We start from the raw sequence: 18246 nt of genomic DNA, 5'->3' as shown, positions 1-18246 counted from the left end.
GCCGGTGTGGCACTGCCAGATACGACAAATAAGTTTTTTACAGAGGAGCAGAAATGAAAAAGGTAATAGCAACCTCGGCCCTTGGGTTGGTCGCCCTCGGCGCACACGCTCAAAGCAGCGTGACGCTGTACGGGATCGTCGATACGGGGATCGGTTATCAAAGCAGCCAGACGTCGCTTGGTTCGACGACGGGCGGCCGCTCGGTGATCAAGATGGTCAACGGCATCTGGGCGGGCAGCCGCTTCGGCCTGAAGGGCAGCGAGGATCTGGGTGGCGGCACGAAGGCGATCTTCCAGCTGGAAGAGGGCTTTAACAGCGCAACCGGAGCGCAGTCCGTCTCGGGTCTGGCGTTCAACCGCCAGGCGTATGTCGGCGTGGCCAATGCCACCTACGGTACCTTCACCGCGGGCCGCCAGTACACGTCGTACTACACGCTGCTGTCGCCCTATAGCCCGACTACGTGGCTGACGGGCGCATACGGCGCGCACCCGGGCGATATCGACTCGCTGGATACGCTGTACCGCGCGAATAACTCGCTGGTGTACACGTCGCCGAGCATGTACGGCCTGACGGTGAGTGGTTCATATTCGGTGGGCGGCGTGGCAGGCAGCACCAATGCCGGTTCGACGTACAGCGCGGCGGTTCAGTACCTGAACGGTCCGTTCGGAATCGCGGCAGGCTATCAGCGCATCAATAACTCGACGCCGGGCGGCGGTGCGTGGGGCGCGGATTCCACGACCTCGAATGCCGGCGCGCAGACGGCTGTGTCGGGTATCAACAACGGCTACCAGACGGCGCAGGCGCAACAGCGCGTTGCGGTGACGGGCGGCTATGCGTTCAGCTCGCAATGGGACGTCTCGTTCTCGTACTCGAACGTGCAATACATCCCGGGCGTGAACTCGAAGTTCCGCAGCCAGGCAACCTTCAACACGGCTGGCGCAGTGCTGCACTTCAAGCCGCTGACGGTGCTGGATCTGGCGGCGGGCTATAGCTACACGCGCGCAACGGAATCGAACGGCATTTCGAGCGCGGCGCGCTACCAGCAGTTCAACCTCTCGCAGTACTACAGCCTGTCCAAGCGTACGGGTCTGTATGCGCTGGAAGCCTATCAGCGTGCGGGCGGCCAGACGATCGGAACGAACGGTACGAGCATCATCAACGCAACGGCCGATATCGGCGACGGCCAGAACAGCGCGCCGTCTTCGTCACGCAGCCAGTTTGCCGCGGGCGTGGGCATCATCCACAAGTTCTGATTGTGTAGTGAAGTGGCGGTGTTTTTCGATGCCGCCACGGCGACGCGTATCAGATACGCGTCGCCCGGAAGTACCGGCTGCGCGCGCAATGCGCGCAGTTTTTTTGAGCGATGCACAGCCTTCGGGCATCGCATGCGTTGGCGCTCAAGCCTACGCTTCAGACCACAAACGCCCACCCGTTGCCCAGTTTTCGCGTTTGACGTCGGTGAGGATAATTTCCACCGAGTTCGGTTCGACGCCAAGCGACTCACAGGTCGCTTTGGTGATGGCTTCGACGAACTGACGTTTCTGTTCCAGCGAGCGGCCTTCGAAGAGTTCGACATGAAACGTGGGCATTGCGTGACTCCGTGATGAGTGATGTTGAGAAGTAAATTTAATCGCGGTACGTGTGATCGAGCCGGTCGAGCTTGCGCAGCAACGCGGGCCACTCCATTGCGCCTTCGATTGCACCGCCGTCGTACAACTGGTCGGCCGTGCGTTCAGCGACTGCATTGCTCGGCACCACGAGCTCGCTGCCACAGGCTTGCGCCTGCAACTGGATTTCGCAGGCCTTGATCAGCGTGGCCATGAGTACATAGGCCTCGGCGACGGTGCGGCCAACCGTCAGCGTGCCATGGTTGCGCAACAGCATGGCCGGTTTGCCGCCGAGATGCGCGACGAGGCGTTCGCCCTCGGTCGGCGTAAAGGCGAGGCCTTCGTAATCGTGATACGCGAGATGGCCGTAAAAGCGCAGCGCATGTTGCGACGCCGGCAGCAGGCCGGCCGGTTGAGCGGAAACCGCCACGCCCGCCGTATTGTGCAAGTGCATCACGCAGAAGGCATCGGGGCGTGCCGCGTGCACGGCGGCGTGCAGCGCGAAACCGGTCGCGTTGACCGGGTGCTCGCTCGCACCGACGATATTGCCTGCAATATCGATCTTCACCAGATTCGACGCGCACACTTCGTCGAACGCGAGGCCGAACGGATTGATCAGGAAGTGGCCGGGTTCGCCGGGCACGCTGGCGGAGATATGCGTGTAGACCAGGTCGTCCCAGGCATTCAGTGCCGCGAGTCGATAGGCGGCGGCCAGGTCGACGCGGGTCTGCTGTTCGGCGTCGGACATCGGCCCTGCCTCGGCGACACGGCCGGTGGGCGTGTGGGTGAACGACATGTTTGTCTCCTGAAATTGTCGGATGGGCGGCGAGGGCGGCCTGACTCGGGAGGAGAAGTGAGCCACTGCATGCTCCACGTCGCGAGTACGAACGGCGCGGTCATGGCCGGCAACGCGTAGTAAGCGGCCGCCATTTGCAACCCGACTGAAAGTACAACACCACCGAGCGTCACCGCGATGCTGCAATCGGCCAGCGCGATTGCGGTCAGCACGCCGTTGAATCCTAACAGGCCCGCGTCGAACGAGCTTGTACTCGCACCCTGCAGCAGGTGCAGGGTGCTCGCGAGGCTCGCGCCGGCCAACGCCCACAGTGCATGCCGCCGTGACGCCGCGGCGATTCCAATCAAGACGAGCAAACCCGGCAACGCGCCGGATGCAAAACCGGTTTGCGCGAACCCTGCGATTAAGCCGCTGCTCAATTGCGCCGCGTCGAGTGTGTGCCCGGCAGTGAGGGTTGCCTGCTGGGCGACGCGCGTTACCAGCGGCAGCCACAGCCACGTGACGATCAGACAGGGGCTCGAGAAACAGCCGAGCTTCCGCGCACGCAGCCAACGCGACCAGGGTTCCTGCAGCCACGCAGTGCCTGTCGCGGCCAGAATCGCCACGGCGGCGGCCGTCGCATTGTCGGCGATGAAGCTGAAGGCGGCGAGACCGGCCAGCGCGCCGTTAAAACCATGCAGGCCGGCGCGCGTGTCGTCCTCGCGATAGCCGGCCAGCACCGCGCTTACGTTGGCCGCGATTGCGCCCATCAGCGCCGCGCATGCGAGGCGCGGATCGCAGATCAGCCATGCTGCGAGCAGGCACGCGCCGGTGAAAGCGTTGGGTTGCAGCACGATCTGACCGAGGCTGCGCAACAAGGTGCGCAAGGCGGCGGATTGTGCTTCGGTTGCGGCGGCGTGCATGGTTTAGCGGCGGCGAATTCGATGCGGCGCGACTCTGCCGCGTGTAAGCCAGGCGCACGCGTCGGGTCAGGTTGAGTGTGAACCGCGAGCATAGGCCACTTGTCCAGCGTCAGGCATTGCCGGGCGTTGATAGTGGCTATTTGCGACACACGCGTACCACGGAGCCATGAACCGGAAAGCCCGAAAGCCCGAAAGCAACGTGTCAACTAACCGGAATTTTTCACGCTACGATAGACACCCGGCGCGCGTGCCGTGCCGTTTCACAAGGAGACAGGCTGATGCGTGAATTACGGTGGGCATCGGAAGAGGACGACGGCATCGAACATCTGGTGTTCGACGCGCGCGCGGACGGCGTTACGGTGGAAAGCGCCGTGGTCGGGCAGCGCTACGGCAAAGCCTATGGTCTGCACTACAAGGTGCGCTGCGATGCGCAATGGCGCACCACGTATGCGTGGCTGAAGATCGTCGGCGGCGGTGAGCTGGAATTGCACGGCGATGGCGCAGGCCATTGGCGCGATGGCCACGGCCTCGCATTGAGCGCGATCGAAGGCTGCATCGATATCGATATCGCCGCCACGCCCTATACGAACACGCTGCCAATCCGCCGTTTGCAACTGGCTGAAGGCGAGCGCCAGCCGATTTCCGTGGCCTATATTTCGACGCCGGATTTGCAGGTCACGCGCGCCGAGCAGGCGTATTCGTGCATCGAGTTGAATCGCGTGTATCGCTACGAGGGCATCTTCCGCAATTTCACCGCGAACCTGACGGTGGATGAAGACGGCCTCGTGATCGACTATCCGACGTTGTTCACACGCCTGCCGCGCGGGCGTTGATCGTCGAGGTGCCGGGGGCGCCGCTGCCGGCCGGCTGCTGCGCCCGGTGCTGCTCGACAAAGCGCTCGATGCCTGCCGCGATACGTTCGGGTTCGCGCAATACGACCCAATGGCCGGCATCGATCTCGGTGCGCTCATAGGCGCCGAGCCAGCCTTCGAGTCCGATGGAAAGCTCTGGCCCGACGTAGCGATCGCGCAGCGGCACGATGAACTGCACCGGCGCATGCGCATGGCGTGCGCGCGGATGCAGCAACTTGTCGATGAAATTGGCGCGGTAGAGATTCAGGCCGTTGATCGCGTTGCGCGTCTGCGCAGGGTCGCGCTCAGGGCGCACCCGTTCGGTCAGACGCAGCCATAACGGCCACATGCGTGCGCCGCCTGCTCGCCACACCAGCCCCGGCAGCAAGGGCAGGTGAAAGAAGACGATGTACCAGGATTTGAGCGTCTGCCGCAGACCGCTGCCGAATGGACGCTTAACTGCGCGATGTGTGTTGGCCTGTTCCGCAGGATCGGCGCCGGCACCGCCACGTAAGCCGAACGACGCGTGATCGAGGCACGGCCCGGAGATCGACGTGTACGACGCAATACGTCCTTTGAAGGCTGGATCGGTGACCGCTTCCCAGCTTTGAATCGAACCCCAGTCGTGGCCGACGAGGTGAAACGGCCGCGCGCCGCACGTTGCATCGGCGACGGCCGCGAGATCGGCGGCTAACCGTTCGAGCCGGTAAGCCGCGCGCGATGCCGGTGCGCCGGATGCGCCCGCGCCACGCACGTCGTAGCTGATCACGCGATAGCGCGCGTCGAGCTGTGCGCGCACCGGTTCCCATACGGCCGCCGAATCCGGATAACCGTGCACCAGCACGATCGGTGGCGCGTCACGCGGTCCGCTCACGTAGACCGCGAGCCGCACGTCGCCGGCCTCGACCGGCAACGTGTCGCGTATCATGCGGCCGCCCGCACGCCGCGTCGTGCGGCTTTGCGTGCGTTCGGCGTGGCCGCGTTGGTGGCGTCGACCGCGGCGACGAGGCCGTCGATGCGCGAGAGTTGCGCGCGATTGTCGTGATCCCACGGATGGAAGCCGGGCCGGAAAAAGCTCAGCCATTCGCCGGCAATACGCGGAAACACGCCATGACGCGGGCCGTAGAGATACTTCACGACGCGCCACATGCCGCGGATATGCCCGCCGCGCTTGCGGTCGGCAAAGATTAAACGCAGATGGTAGTCGAACACGATCAGCCAGAAGGTGAGCGTGGTGGCGAGCATCGTGCCGGTGCGCAGCAGGTAGCGTCCGGGGCCGGGTTTGACCACGGCATTCCACACGTCGTACGAAACCGACTTGTGTTCGGTTTCTTCAAGCGCATGCCAGGTCCACATCTGCGCATAGCCTTCCACCGAACCTTCAATACGCGATGCGTCTTCCAGCAGCAAACCCGCCAGCATCGCCGTGTAATGCTCGAGGCAGACCGTAACCGCGAGCTGGTACGAAAGCGGCAGGATCTTGCGGCCGAAATTCAGCATGATCCACAGCCGCTTGTCGAGTTTGTGCGCGGGCAAACCGGCTTCCTGCAGCAGATCGTTGTATTCGATGTGCTCGCGCGTATGCATCGCTTCCTGACCGATGAAGCCGAGCACCTGCTTCTTCAACACGGGGTCGTCGATCTGGTCGCGGTAGTTGCGCACGCTGTCCATGAAGAAACGCTCGCCGGCTGGGAACAGCAGCGAAAGCGCGTTGAAGAAGTGTGTCACATGCGAGCCCTGCACGTGCCAATCGGAGGCGCGTTCGTGCGGTAAGTTGAAACGGAGGTCGCGGCGAACCGGCATCATGGCCTTTCTCCCTGTGATCCTTTATATGCTGCTGATTGGGTGTTAAGCATTGCGTTAGCGGCCGGTTCGCGCATCACGCACGCCGGCCGTCCATTTGCGCGGCGCGGCGCGCGCGCTTTTCCGCAATGCGCTTCATGCGGCGCGTCTGCATCACGACCAGCGCCTGATAGGCTGCCGGCAAGGTACGCGCCAGCCAGTCGGCGGCGCGCGCATCGCGGCCGATCAACACGCGCCGTTTGTTCTTGCGCACACCGTCGAGAATCACGCGTGCGGCTTCGTCGGCGGTGGTGATGAAAAACTTCTCGAAGTCGTCCTTGCCTTGCTGCTCGGTTTCCAGCATGAAGCCGACCATGTTCGACGAGATCCGGCTCGACTGCGCAATGCTCGTGCGAATGCCGCCAGGATGCACGCAAGTCGCCGACACGCCGCACTTCATCAGATCGAGTTCCTGGCGCAACGCTTCGGTAAAGCCGCGCACGGCGAATTTGGTTGCGTTGTAGCCGCTCATGCCGGGCTGCGAGAACAGACCGAACACGCTCGACGTATTGATGATATGCCCCGCACCGGAGGCCTTGATATACGGCAGAAACGCCTTCGTGCCGTGCACCACGCCCCAGAAATTGATGCCGACAATCCACTCCAGATCGGCGTATTCCATGCCTTCGATGGTGCTCGACAGCGCGACGCCCGCGTTGTTGAACACGAGGTTCACACGCTGATGCTGCGCGGCCGTTTCGGCGGCCCAGTCGAACATCGCGGCGCGGTCCGACACATCGAGCACACGCGTGGTGATGCGCAGCGGCGAGCCGACGACATGCGGCGCGGCCGCCTGTGCGAGTTGCGCGGTTTCGGCGAGGCTCGTGGCATTGCGGTCGGCGAGCGCGAGGTGGCAGCCTTCGCGCGCCAGCCGGATCGCGAGCGACCGGCCCATGCCTGAGCCTGCGCCGGTGATCGCGGCCACTCTGTCGGTAAAGTTTTTCATGACTTATCTCCTGTCGACCGGAGTTGGCGCTTTAGCGCCTTACTTTGGTCCCATGCAAATGGTTGCTGTCCTCTCTGAACGGCGCCTTCCTGTCGTTATGCTTTTTTGGGTGATGCTTTTTCAGGTTGCTTCCGCGGACGTCGTGGCCGCGGTGCCGTGCGCACGCACCGGCTGCGGCTGCGAGCCCGCATGGCCGCTCAACGGCTGCGCGGCGGGCGAATACGCGAGGTAATCGCCCATGCTGAAGGTGCTGGTTGCCTGACGGAATTTGTAGGCGAATCCTGGCCACAGCGTGGTGTTCTTGCCGGTCTTCGGGTCGAGATACCAGCTCTTGCAGCCGCCCGTCGACCAGATCGCACGGCCGAGTTTCTGCTGGATCTGTTCGTTGTAGGCCCGCTCTACCTGCGGGCGCACTTCGATCGCGTCAGCGCGTTCGGCCTTCATCGTCTTCAAGGCGCGCAGGACGTATTCGACCTGCGATTCGATCATGAACACCATCGAGTTGTGACCGAGGCCGGTATTCGGGCCGACGATCATGAAGAAGTTCGGATAGCCAGGCAATGTCGTACCGAGATACGCGTGCGCGCCATCGCGCCACGTATCGACGATATCGAGGCCGCCACGCCCGCGCACCACACCGGCCGGAAACGGATCGGCCACCTGGAAGCCGGTGCCGAAGATCAGGCAGTCGGCCGGATGGCGCGCGCCGTCGGTCGTGATTACCGCGTCTTCTTCCACGCGGGCGATGCCGGCGGTCGTCACCGAGACGTTCTCGCGTGACAGTGCGGGGAAGTAGTCGTTCGAGATCAGGATGCGTTTGCAGCCCATCGTGTAGTTCGGCGTGAGCGTGGCGCGCAGTTGCGGATCGGGCACCTGGCGGCGCAGATGCCGCTCCGCGACTTTCTGCGCGGTTTTCATGAGCGAAGGATGAACCGCGAAGCCGAGAGCGCGTGATTCGAGCATGCAGTAGAGCGCCGAACGCATGATCTTCTGCGTGAACGGCAGATGCTTGAACAGCCACTGTTCGACCGGCTTCACCGCGCGGTCGGCCTTCGGCATGATCCACGGCGGGGTACGCTGGAACAGGTTCAGATGCGAGACGCGCGGCGCAATTTGCGGCACGAACTGAATCGCGCTCGCACCGGTGCCGATCACCGCGACGCGTTTGCCTTCGAGCGGATACGTGTGGTCCCAGTGCTGCGAATGGAACGCCTTACCCTTGAATTTCTCGATGCCGGGAATGTTCGGCAGGGCAGCGCGCGACAGCCCGCCCATCCCCGAGATCAGCACGCGCGCCGACCATTGCTGGCCGTTTGCGAACGTCAGTTGCCAGCGGTGGCGGGTTTCGTCGTAGATCGCGCTTGCGAGTTCATGGCCGAAGCGCAGATGACGCTGAACGCCGAAGCGCTGCGTGCACTCTTCCAGATAGGCGCGAATTTCCGGCTGACGCGCGAACATGCGAGTCCAGCGCGGATTCGGGGCGAAGGAGAACGAATAGACGTGCGATTGGACGTCGCAGGCACAACCGGGGTAGTGGTTGTCGCGCCAAGTGCCGCCCACCGAATCGGCCTTTTCGGCAACGATGAAGTCGGTCATGCCGGCTTGCCGCAGGCGGATCGCCATGCCGAGGCCCGCAAAGCCGGAGCCGATGATGGCGATGTCGGTTTCGATGGGCGCGGATGCGTTGCGCGCCGCGTCGTCGAGGGGCATCAAGCGTGCGTTCATCCGATCCGTCTCCTTGTTGTTCGCTTTTTACTGTTACAGTGGTTGATGTAACAATAGAGGCTGTCAACAGATGACGCAAGTGGGCTGTTAGACCTCCGGCTCTAAGAATGGCCTCATGATTTTTCATTATATGAAAAATGCCTGCTGGCATCGGACGTAAAAAAGCGGACCCGCAGGTCCGCTGTTTTTGATCCTCTGGCGGCTCATTGCCGTTTCATTTCGCCGCCAGCGCCGCTGTTACCTCACGGTTTTGCCAGACGTTGTCCTTCACGGTCACTTTTTGCGGAATCAGATGGGCGCCGTAAAACGCATCGGCGACCACCTGCTGCGAGCGCACGATTTCGTCGGTCACGGCGGTGGTGCCGTACGGATAGCGGCGCACCCAGGTTTCGACCAGCTTCTGATCCAGACCGACCTTCGGCGCGATCAGCGCGGCGGTTTCCACCGGATGGTCGTTGACCCACAGGCCGGTGGTGCGCAACTGGCCGAGAATCGCGCCGATCACGTCGGGATGCTGCTGGGCGAAGTCGCGCGTGGCTTCGTAGAAATTATTGGGCGCGTTGAGGTCCGAATAATCGACCAGCGTGCGAGCCTTCAGCGCCTGCTGCGCGGAGGCGTAGTACGGGTCCCAGATCACCCAGGCGTCGACGGTGCCGCTTTCGAAGGCGGCGCGCGCATCGGCGGGCGCCAGATACACCGGCTGAATGTCTTCGTAACGCACGCCGGCTTTTTTCAGCGCTTCAAGCAGCAGATAGTTCGAGCTCGAACCCTTCTGCAGCGCGACACGTTTGCCCTTCAATTCCGCCACGCTACGCAGCGCCGAATCGCCTCGGACCAGAATGGCCTCGCTATGCCGCCCGGACGGTTCCGCGCCAACGTACACGAAGTTCACGCCGCCGGCCTGCGCGAATACCGGCGGCGGCGCGCCGGTGTAGCCGAAGTCGACGCTGTTCGCGTTCAGCGCTTCGAGCAGTTGCGGGCCGGCCGGAAACTCGAACCATTTGATGCTATAGCCGAGCGGTTTGAGCTTGTCGTCGAGCGAGCCTTGCGCTTTGAGGATCGCGAGCAAGCCTGATTTCTGATAGCCGATGCGCAGTACCTTGGCCGGCTGCTGGGCGGTGCCGGTGCCAGTGCTTTGGGCGCCTGCGCCAAAGGTCGCGAACGCCGCCAGCAATACGGCGGCGATTGAAAGCGAAAAACGGGTGTGACGGGACATCCGGCGAATCTCCATTGCGTTCGATTGATCGACGATCGTCGCACGGACGTCCCGCCGGGCAAACGAAGCAATGCAGATTTGAATATGACGCGTACAGCGCTATTTTTTAGGTTTGTCTTTCTTTGCCGCGGCACGCTCCGCCACTGCGCCTTCGGGCGGATGACCCAGTTTCTTTTCCATGATCGCCGCGACGCGGTCGCCGAGATAATCGCCGGAGGCTTCTTCAAGCGCGCGGTTCATTTCGCTCTCGACCAGCACCATGGCCAGCGGCCGCACCCGCCAGATCGCTTCGACGAGAGCAGGTACGTCGGCAGGCGGTGGCAGGGCGTCGGGGTCGTAGCGGTCCAGTTGACGGACCACCAGATCGACCAGCGCCTTGGCGACCGCATTGAAGTGCGGCCTTGCGGTACCCACGGCATCGAGCAGATCGGTGAGTGGAATGCCTTCTTTCGCCAGCGCGGCGCCGGCGGTCAATGCCGTGGGGTTGCCCGATACGAACGAAAGACCGGAGCGCTCCAGCAAACCGAGATCGACGGCTTTGCCGAGCGCGCTCGGCGACGCTTTGTCGCCGAACAGTTGCAGCAGTTCGATCAGCGAGTATTTTTTCGGCCGTTCGCGCGACCAACGGCCGCCGATTGCGGTTTCAAGGCCGAGGATCGAACGCAGATCGTGGCCTTCGTCGACGGCCTTGATCAGGTCCTGGATGTTCGCGAGCGTGTAGCCGCGTGCTAGCAGGTGGTTGATCAGCTTGAGGCGCGACACGTGCGTGTCGTCATATACGCCGACGCGGCCGCGCTTTTCCGGCGGCTCGAGCAGGCCGCGGTCCTGATACGCACGCACGTTGCGCACGGTGGTGTCGGTGACCCGCGCGAGTTCGTCGACGGTGTATTCATTGCGCGGCACAGTGCTGGCCGGGGCGTTCGAGTCGTCGGACACGGGCGAGAAGGGGGGCGGCGTATTGGGCATGGAGGGATTTTAACGCGCCGCGCCGTGCTTCAGTCGTGTCCTTGCGCCACGTCGTCCGGTACGGATGAATCGCCTGCGCCCAGGGTCCGCTGCATCAGCGTGGTGTCGAGCCATCGGCCATGCTTGAAGCCGACGGCCTTCAACGTGCCGGTCAATTCGAAACCCAGTTGCGTATGCAGCGACAGCGAACCGCCGCTGCCGCCGTCCGCGATGACGGCGACCATCTGGCGCCACGGTCCGGTTTCGCAGCGTTCGATCAGCGCCTGCAATAGCACGCGCCCCAGGCCTCGCCCGCGATACGCATCGCCGATGTAGATCGAATCTTCGATCGTGTTGCGATAGGCGGCGCGCGGCCGGTAGGGCGTCGCGTAACAGTAGCCGGCAACTTCGCCGTCGATCTCCGCCACCATGTACGGCAGCCCATGGCTGCGCACCGACGCGAGACGCGTGCGCAGGTCGTCGACGGAAGGCGGGATTTCTTCGAACGAAGCGACCCCGGTCAGCACGTGGTGCGCGTAGATCGCCTGAATCGCGGGCAGATCCGTTTCAGCGGCGTCGCGAATGACGGGCGCGGTGCGCGGCGCAGTGGCGGCGGAATCCGCTGAATGGGGCGTGGAGGGCGCGGGGCGGGTGGTGCTCATACGTGTTCCTGTCGTGGCCGGTGAGTCTGAGAATACGTTTTACTATGCCCGCCGCCCGCGCGAATTTGAAGCGAGTCAAAAATCGCCACGTTTTATAGGCACTATTTGCGCGTTCACAGGTGACAGGCGCACACCAGATCTGGCGTGGGGCACCCGGCTATGCGGGGCTGGGCCGGGCGCTACGGATTGTCGTCGCAACGACGCGTGCGCGTGGCACGCGTTCCGGCGATCAGTTATGCGAGTACGTATCCGGCTGCTTCACGTGTCCGCGGTAATGCCGGTGATGCTTGCTCTTGTGCTTCGGTTTGGCCTTGGCCGGCGCGTGCCCGGCGGGCCGGGCTTGCGGCTGACCCTGCGGTGCTTGCTGCGGTTGGGCCTGTGCGCCCGGTGCGGGAGCCGGGTGGGCATTGCCGGACGGCAGTGAGCTTTGGCCTTCGCCGAAACGGAAGGTTTGCGAGGTTTGTGCGTAAGCGCCGGTGGACAGCGCGGACAGCGTTAGAGCGGCAACGGCGAGGTAAATCGAAAACTTCATGAATCCATTCTCCTTCTTAACGAGCCGGTGAGAATACCGCAATGCGGCTTGTTGGTCCCGCGGCGCCTATCTCGGCGGCGAAGCGGCGGCATCGACCGCATCATGACGCGCTGTAGCGAAAGCGGCTTCAAAGATCAAACTGATCGAACTCGCTTTGCAGTTCGCGATTGCGTGCAACGCGTTCGTCGATGTCCGGGCCGAGCCGTTCGACAATCGCCGAAATCAGCAGGTTGAACAGGCACGTGAGCGGCGCGAGCGAATCCCAGAACTGACCGACATCGGTTTTCACCTGCAAGAGATCGCCGTCGAATTCGCGCGCCCACGGGCAGTAAATATCGGTGACGAGCGCGAAGGGCAGGCCGCGGCGCGTGGCGGCTTCACAATAGCGGCGCGCAACCTTTGAGTAGGCGCGCGTGTCGGTGATGATCAGATACGGCGACTTGAATCCGGAGTTCAGCGAATCGACGTATGAGCCCGACATGCCGTCGGAATAGAACACGTGCGGGCGGATATATTCAAGGTAGCTGTAAAACGCGTTGCTGATGCCGCGCGTGGACTGAATGCCGAGAATATAGACGGCGTCCGCATTCGAAATGCGTTCGGCCACGCGCGCGAACACCGGCGATTGAGCAAGCTGGTAGACATGCTGGATCGCGCCGATTTCGAGTTCGAGCGAGTGGGCGAGAGCCGGGTTGGGGGCGGGACTGGACGCGTTAGGCCCGCTTGCGGCGGATGCGGCTTCATCGTTCCCGTGCTGGCCGGAGGCGCGGCGAAACGCGTCGAGCCGGTCGGTGATCAGCCATGGGCGTTCCTGCGCGCCGCGCAGCTCGCGCTTCAGGTCGTCGAGGTTCTGGTAGCCGATGCTGCGCAGGAACCGGCCCACCGAGATGCCGCTCGTGCCGGCTTGTTGGGCGATCTGATCGGCGTTTTCGAGGCCGAGCCGGTCGAGGTTCGCCAGCATGTAACTGGCGACACGCTTGGAGGTAGGCGTGAGTTCGGCAAAGCGGGCTTCGACGGTTTGTGCAAAAGCGGTCGGCATCGTGGTTGCGGCGCGGAGCGAGTGGTGGGTCGATCATCAAGATGATGACATATTCGACCGCGGGCCGACTCCGCGCGGTCCTAAAAATCGGGGAGCGCCCGTGCGGGCGCGACGCCGTTCAGGCTACCGGTCGCACCGGTGCCGCTCGCGAAAAATGCCGTGCGCCCGCGACACACGCCACGACCACGACAGTCACCAGGATCATCGCGGGCGGCACCTGTTCGTGCAGCACTAAACCGGCGAGCAGCAGGCCGAAGAACGGCTGCAGCAACTGCAGTTGCCCGACCCCGGCGATGCCGCCGAGCGCCAGCCCGCGATACCAGAACACAAAACCGATCAGCATGCTGAAAAGCGACACGTACGCGAGCCCCCACAGCGCCGCGTGGCCCACGCCTTCAAACGAAGCGGGCCGCGCCCACCAGGCGAGCGGCAGCATCACCGGCAACGACAGCACTAGGGCCCACGAAATCACTTGCCAGCCGCCGAGGTGACGCGACAGCCGGGCGCCTTCGGCATAACCCAGACCGCAGACGACGATCGCCGCCAGCATCAACGCATCGCCGAGCGGCGACGCGCTGATGCCGTGGCGCAAGGCGAATGCGACCACCGCGCCGCTGCCGAGCGCCGAGAATATCCAGAACGCCGGTTGCGGACGCTCGCCGCCGCGCAGCACGCCGAAGATCGCGGTGGACAGCGGCAGGAGCCCGACGAACACCACGGCATGCGCGGCGCTCACATGGCGCAGCGCGAGGGCGGTCAGGAGCGGAAAGCCGACCACCACGCCGAGCGCGACCACCACCAGCGGGATGAGGTCGCGCCTGGCGGGCCGGGCCTGACGAAACACCAGCAGCAGCAACAAACCCAGTGTGCCCGCGATGGTCGCGCGGGCCACCGTCAGAAACACCGGATCGAGACCTTGCACGGCGATACGCGTGGCGGGCAGCGAGCCGCTGAAAATCAACACACCCACCATGCCGCTCACCCAGCCGTTCGTTGTCTTGTCCATCGAAAGAGTCCATGCGTATTGAAAACGGAACCCATAGCATGCGCTTTCGGGTGGCAAAGAGTAAGCTATGGATCAGTACAATTCGTACAAACTGTACCGAACATGGAGCAGTACAGATGGTGGAAAGCGATGGTGGAAAACGATAGCAACCGGCCGGCCCCAGGCCTGCAAACCGGCACGCGTGTCGGCACGGTCATGGACAGCTTGCGCGAACGCATCGCGAGCCGCTCGCTGACGCCGGGCGCGCGCGTGCCGTCGATCCGCGCGATGACCGAGACACTTGGCGTGTCGAAGTCGACCGTGGTGGAAGCGTACGACCGGCTGGTCGCGGAGGGCGTGATCGTGGCGCGGCGCGGTTCCGGGTTTTTCGTGTCCGGCCATGCACCGCCGCTCGCGCTCGCCGACCTCGGGCCGCGGCTGGATCGCGAGGTCGATCCGCTGTGGCTCACGCGGCAGTCGCTGGAGGCCGGCGCGAAGGTGTTCAAGCCGGGCTGCGGATGGATGCCGCCTTCATGGTTGCCGGAAGACGGCGTGCGCCGCGCGTTGCGTGCCGTGGCGCGCGATCCGCAGTCGCCGCTCGCCGACTATGCGAGCCCGCTGGGTCTGCCCGCGCTGCGTCAGCAACTCGCCTGGCGGCTCGCGCAGCACGGCGTGGACGCGCCGCCCGAGCAGATCGTGCTGACCGACGGCGGCACGCACGCGCTCGATCTCATCTGCCGCTTTCTGCTCGAACCCGGCGATACGGTCCTGATCGACGATCCCTGCTACTTCAACTTCCAGGCGCTGCTGCGCGCGCATCGCGTCCGCATTGTCGGTGTGCCTTATACGCCGTCCGGGCCCGATCTGGCGGCATTCGAGCGGGCGCTGACCGAGCACCGCCCGCGGCTCTACGTGACCAATTCCGCAATCCACAATCCGACCGGCGCGACGCTTGCGCCGGCCATTGCGCATCGGCTGCTGAAACTGGCGGGCGAGCACGATCTGCTGATCGTCGAAGACGATATCTTCGCCGACTTCGAAGACGAACCCGCACCGCGTCTTGCGGCGTTCGACGGTCTCGCGCGGGTGGTCTCGATCGGCAGTTTTTCGAAGACCTTGTCCGCGGCGGTGCGCTGCGGTTATATCGCGGCGCGCAGCGAGTGGATCGAGCCGCTGGTCGATCTGAAGCTGGCCACCTCGTTCGGCAACGGCCAGCTCGCGGCGAGCGTCGTGCATCGTCTGCTGGTGGACGGCACGTACCGGCGGCATCTGGAATCGATGCGCGCGAAACTCGCGGACGCCATGGGCGAGACGATCAGGCGGCTGGGCTATGCAGGTCTCGAAGTGTGGACGCGGCCACGCGCCGGCATTTTCGTGTGGGCGCGCTTGCCGGATGCACTCGACGCTGCCGACATCGCGCGTCATGCGTTAGCCGAGAGTGTGGTGTTCGCGCCGGGCAACGTGTTCAGCGCGTCGCAATCGGCGGCCGGCTTCCTGCGCTTTAACGTGTCGCAATGCAATCGGCCGAAGGTGTATGAGGCGCTGCAACGGGCGATGGAGGTGTCGGCCGCATCGAACGCACACGTCTGAACGCGCGTTGGTCACCCGCGCAAGCTTACTTGCACAGTAAGAGCAGACGCTCCTGATCCGTGCAGGCGGAGCGCGGTTTCTGCGCGGCTTGCGCGGCCGTCGCGCTGATCGCCGCACTCTTGTTCGCGAGACACGCGCGCAGATGTTTTTCCACCGGGCCGTAGTATTTCCATCCACGCACGAGAGGCGGCAATTCGAGTTTCACCTGCTTCCACTTCGGATGCCCGTGCTCCTGCAGATTGTCGAAGTTGGCGCAGAGCGAGTCCGCAAAGTGATTCAGATTGCCGACGGTATCGCGCAGGCCGTAATCGTAGGTGACGAGAAAGGCCTTTACCGTCAAGGTGGGGACGTCTTCTTTCAACCAGTTCGGATAGTTGGTCGCGCGCAGTGTCGTGGGGAAATATGTCTGTTTCGCGCGGGCGGTTTCGGGTGCGTTGGGATCGATCCTCAGAGGGCGGATCTGTTGCAGCAGTTCTGGGTTCATGTCGTTGAACAGCTTCGCCGGCTGCCCGACCACGATGATCGCCACGTCCACCTTCCTGACGATCAATGCGGCCAGCGCGTCTTCGTTGCTCAGGTGCTGGACGTTCTGCTCGGGAATCGCCTGTCCGAACATCAGGTGATAGAGGGTCGTGGCCGTTTGAGCCGTGCCGCTGCCGAGCAGGCCCACGCTGATGCTCTTGTCCTTGATGTCGGCGAACGTTTTCATCGGCGAGTCCGCGCGCACCACGACGTTAATTTCCTCGTCGTAGAGCGGCATGATGAGCCGTAGCGGCCGGATTGTCGTACCCGCGTCGGCATTGCCCGCGTTGGCCATGTCGATGTAGGCCTGATACACGTCTGACTGCACCAGTGCGAGCTTCACGCCCGGCTCGAAGCGCATGCGCTGCACGTTTTCAGCGGAACCCTTCGACGCTATCACTTCCAGGTCGATGCCCGCCGGCTGTGCTACCCATTTCGACAGGTCCTGGCCGAACTGAATATAGGTACCTCGTTCAGGGCCGGTGACGATCTTGTAGTGCGCAGGCTCCGCGCAAACCAACGAAGACATGACCATCAGCGCCAGCCCTAGCCATCCCGCCATAAGTTTCTTCAGCATGGTCTATCTACCTATCGGTCAGGGTTGAACGGCCTCTCGCGCCGGCGCGCGCGACGCATTGATGAGCCGGCGTGCCCTCTCATGTTCAATGCGTTGCGTGTGCCATGTCCGTCTGTTGCCGCTCAGAGTGCCTCGAAGTGCACGTGATCGGCAGCGCAATCGGGCGTGCCATGTCTCAGTTGGCTCGTCAGTAAAACGGTCGTGCGAACAGCTATGAAATTCGGTATCCAAACGATTTATCGCCAACGGGATTGTCTGTCGCCGCGTGCGGTTTGAGCGGCGCCCAACCTGTTTCGCGAATCACGCGTTCGAGGATCGTTTTCGCGGCGTCGTTGCCGGTGTCGATACTGAGCGCTTCGTTGGCGTGCTGGCGCGCGCAGTTCCACGACTGCTGCGAAATACACGTTTGCGCTGCCTGCAGCGCGGCGTCGCGGTGCGCGGCGAGCGGCTTCAATTCGGTCAGCAGACTTTGCGCGTCGGTGTTGCCGGGTTGCAGCGTTTGCGCGACGCCAAGCGCCGCTTGTGCCGTGGACAGATCGTTGGCGCGCAAGGCCACGCGCGCTGCCTGTAGCGCTTGCGCGGCATCGCGGAACTGCGGCGCAGCGGGTTTGACAGGTGCTACGGCGACCGGCGGCGCGACGGGCGTGATCTGAATCGCCGGTGCGGCCCCGGCAGGATTGGTGGGAACAACGGGCTTGACCGCGGCAGCCTGGCTCGTCGATTGAGCCGGTGCGTACAGCGCGATTGTGCCGGTCGCTGTTCTGGCATCCTGAACGTTGTCGGCGTTCTGTTCGGTGTTGCCGTTCTGCGATTCGCGGTTGTCGCTGAATAGTTCATAGGCGACATACGCTAGTCCGATTGCGCCAATGGCCACGATCGCGAGCAACACGCGGTGTACCGGGAGCGCGTGGAGGCCGCCGGAGCGCGGCAGATCGGCGAGCGGCGGAATGGGTGTATCCGGTGACGCGAGTATCGGCGCTTGCGTTGGCGCCTCGACAGAGACAGCTTCACCAGTCGATGCGGCCTGCGCGGCGAGATCGATTTCGTTCGGTTGTGCCGGATCAAGGCTGTTTTTCTGCACGACCTTGCTCATGGCGCTGGCGCGGCTGCCAGGAATCACAACACGCTTGTGTGGGCTGCCGTCGAGCGGATGTACCGCGCCGCAATACGGGCAATAGTCGACTTGCCGGTACAGGGCGCCGCCGCAGCGTTTGCAGGGTGTCGGGAAACTCTGGCCGAGTATTGTCTGGGTGGACATACTGTGGACCCACCTGTGGAAAACAATGCCGTTAAGGCATGCTCCAGATCGTGTTGAGGCAGGAGCGATGTCCGCGGAAACTACGATCCACATGCACTGGAGAGCCTTGGGACGCAAGTCTTCGCTTGCGGTGCCGCTGCTTGCAATATGTGGCGTTTCGATGAGAACGTCAATCGACGTTCTTACCTACATTACGTGCGGTAGGGCACATTTGCAGGTACGACGAAACACTGCATATGTCGGCAGAACGA

The 18246-nt window shown here is 63.4% G+C and carries 18 protein-coding genes; 3 read left to right on the top strand and 15 right to left on the bottom strand.

Going from position 1 to position 18246, the window contains the following annotated elements:
- The first annotated feature begins 53 nt into the window (after positions 1–53).
- Positions 54–1253 carry a porin gene (locus ACOSV0_RS31515; RefSeq protein ID WP_434111292.1) on the top strand — a complete coding sequence of 400 codons (1200 nt, stop codon included), beginning with the start codon at positions 54–56 and terminating at the stop codon, positions 1251–1253.
- 150 nt (positions 1254–1403) lie between these two features.
- Here ACOSV0_RS31515 and ACOSV0_RS31510 read toward each other — a convergent pair whose 3' ends face one another.
- The 3 genes from ACOSV0_RS31510 to ACOSV0_RS31500 are packed head-to-tail and all read right to left on the bottom strand — an operon-like array spanning position 1404 to position 3305.
- Complete coding sequence (locus ACOSV0_RS31510) at positions 1404–1589, bottom strand: 4-oxalocrotonate tautomerase (protein WP_434111290.1); 186 nt, start codon at positions 1587–1589, stop codon at positions 1404–1406.
- Positions 1590–1626: 37 nt separating this feature from the next.
- Positions 1627–2403, bottom strand: a complete 777-nt coding sequence (locus tag ACOSV0_RS31505) for a class II aldolase/adducin family protein (RefSeq protein ID WP_434111288.1) — start codon at positions 2401–2403, stop codon at positions 1627–1629.
- Positions 2292–3305, bottom strand: a complete 1014-nt coding sequence (locus ACOSV0_RS31500) for an urea transporter (RefSeq protein WP_434111286.1) — start codon at positions 3303–3305, stop codon at positions 2292–2294. The genes ACOSV0_RS31505 and ACOSV0_RS31500 overlap by 112 nt, the downstream gene beginning before the upstream one ends.
- Positions 3306–3583: 278 nt before the next feature.
- Here ACOSV0_RS31500 and ACOSV0_RS31495 point away from each other — a divergent pair, with 278 nt between their 5' ends.
- A complete protein-coding gene (locus ACOSV0_RS31495) occupies positions 3584–4138 on the top strand; it encodes a putative glycolipid-binding domain-containing protein (RefSeq protein ID WP_434111285.1) in 555 nt (184 codons plus the stop codon).
- Here ACOSV0_RS31495 and ACOSV0_RS31490 read toward each other — a convergent pair.
- The 10 genes from ACOSV0_RS31490 to ACOSV0_RS31445 form a co-directional block, all read right to left on the bottom strand.
- Positions 4113–5084 carry an alpha/beta fold hydrolase gene (locus ACOSV0_RS31490; RefSeq protein ID WP_434111283.1) on the bottom strand — a complete coding sequence of 324 codons (972 nt, stop codon included), beginning with the start codon at positions 5082–5084 and terminating at the stop codon, positions 4113–4115. The genes ACOSV0_RS31495 and ACOSV0_RS31490 overlap by 26 nt on opposite strands.
- Positions 5081–5962, bottom strand: coding sequence for a metal-dependent hydrolase (locus ACOSV0_RS31485; RefSeq protein ID WP_434111281.1), 882 nt, complete (start codon positions 5960–5962; stop codon positions 5081–5083). The genes ACOSV0_RS31490 and ACOSV0_RS31485 overlap by 4 nt, the downstream gene beginning before the upstream one ends.
- A 73-nt stretch (positions 5963–6035) precedes the next feature.
- Positions 6036–6944 (bottom strand): SDR family NAD(P)-dependent oxidoreductase, encoded by a 909-nt coding sequence (locus tag ACOSV0_RS31480; protein WP_434111279.1) that lies wholly within the window; start codon positions 6942–6944, stop codon positions 6036–6038.
- A gap of 120 nt (positions 6945–7064) precedes the next feature.
- On the bottom strand, positions 7065–8669 hold the full coding sequence (locus tag ACOSV0_RS31475; RefSeq protein WP_434111277.1) for a flavin-containing monooxygenase: 1605 nt from the start codon (positions 8667–8669) through the stop codon (positions 7065–7067).
- Positions 8670–8883: 214 nt separating this feature from the next.
- The gene (locus ACOSV0_RS31470; protein WP_434111275.1) at positions 8884–9885 is read right to left on the bottom strand and encodes a sulfonate ABC transporter substrate-binding protein; all 1002 of its coding nucleotides are present in this window, start codon (positions 9883–9885) and stop codon (positions 8884–8886) included.
- A gap of 99 nt (positions 9886–9984) precedes the next feature.
- A complete protein-coding gene (locus ACOSV0_RS31465; protein WP_434111272.1) occupies positions 9985–10851 on the bottom strand; it encodes a MerR family transcriptional regulator in 867 nt (288 codons plus the stop codon).
- Between the two features lie 29 nt (positions 10852–10880).
- A complete protein-coding gene (locus tag ACOSV0_RS31460; protein ID WP_434111270.1) occupies positions 10881–11492 on the bottom strand; it encodes a GNAT family N-acetyltransferase in 612 nt (203 codons plus the stop codon).
- 229 nt (positions 11493–11721) lie between these two features.
- Complete coding sequence (locus tag ACOSV0_RS31455) at positions 11722–12024, bottom strand: hypothetical protein (protein WP_434111268.1); 303 nt, start codon at positions 12022–12024, stop codon at positions 11722–11724.
- A gap of 127 nt (positions 12025–12151) precedes the next feature.
- Entirely contained in the window at positions 12152–13063 is a 912-nt protein-coding gene (gene sapR, locus ACOSV0_RS31450) for a sap1 transcriptional regulator SapR (protein WP_434111266.1), read from the bottom strand.
- A gap of 118 nt (positions 13064–13181) precedes the next feature.
- Entirely contained in the window at positions 13182–14069 is an 888-nt protein-coding gene (locus tag ACOSV0_RS31445) for a DMT family transporter (RefSeq protein ID WP_434111264.1), read from the bottom strand.
- Between the two features lie 129 nt (positions 14070–14198).
- Here ACOSV0_RS31445 and ACOSV0_RS31440 point away from each other — a divergent pair, with 129 nt between their 5' ends.
- Positions 14199–15638: a PLP-dependent aminotransferase family protein gene (locus ACOSV0_RS31440; RefSeq protein WP_434111262.1), complete on the top strand. Its 1440-nt coding sequence runs from the start codon at positions 14199–14201 to the stop codon at positions 15636–15638.
- Positions 15639–15663: 25 nt separating this feature from the next.
- Here the strand turns inward: ACOSV0_RS31440 and ACOSV0_RS31435 are convergent, their stop codons facing one another.
- Together ACOSV0_RS31435 and ACOSV0_RS31430 are read right to left on the bottom strand one after the other, a co-directional pair.
- Positions 15664–16737, bottom strand: coding sequence for a TAXI family TRAP transporter solute-binding subunit (locus tag ACOSV0_RS31435; protein WP_434111261.1), 1074 nt, complete (start codon positions 16735–16737; stop codon positions 15664–15666).
- Between the two features lie 211 nt (positions 16738–16948).
- Entirely contained in the window at positions 16949–17995 is a 1047-nt protein-coding gene (locus ACOSV0_RS31430) for a hypothetical protein (RefSeq protein WP_434111259.1), read from the bottom strand.
- Positions 17996–18246 lie beyond the last annotated feature (251 nt).

Source organism: Paraburkholderia caffeinilytica, assembly GCF_051027425.1.
Classification (GTDB): Bacteria; Pseudomonadota; Gammaproteobacteria; order Burkholderiales; family Burkholderiaceae; genus Paraburkholderia; species Paraburkholderia caffeinilytica_A.
The sequence above is the reverse complement of the archived record's forward strand: the minus strand, read 5'-3'. Positions and strand labels throughout refer to the sequence as shown.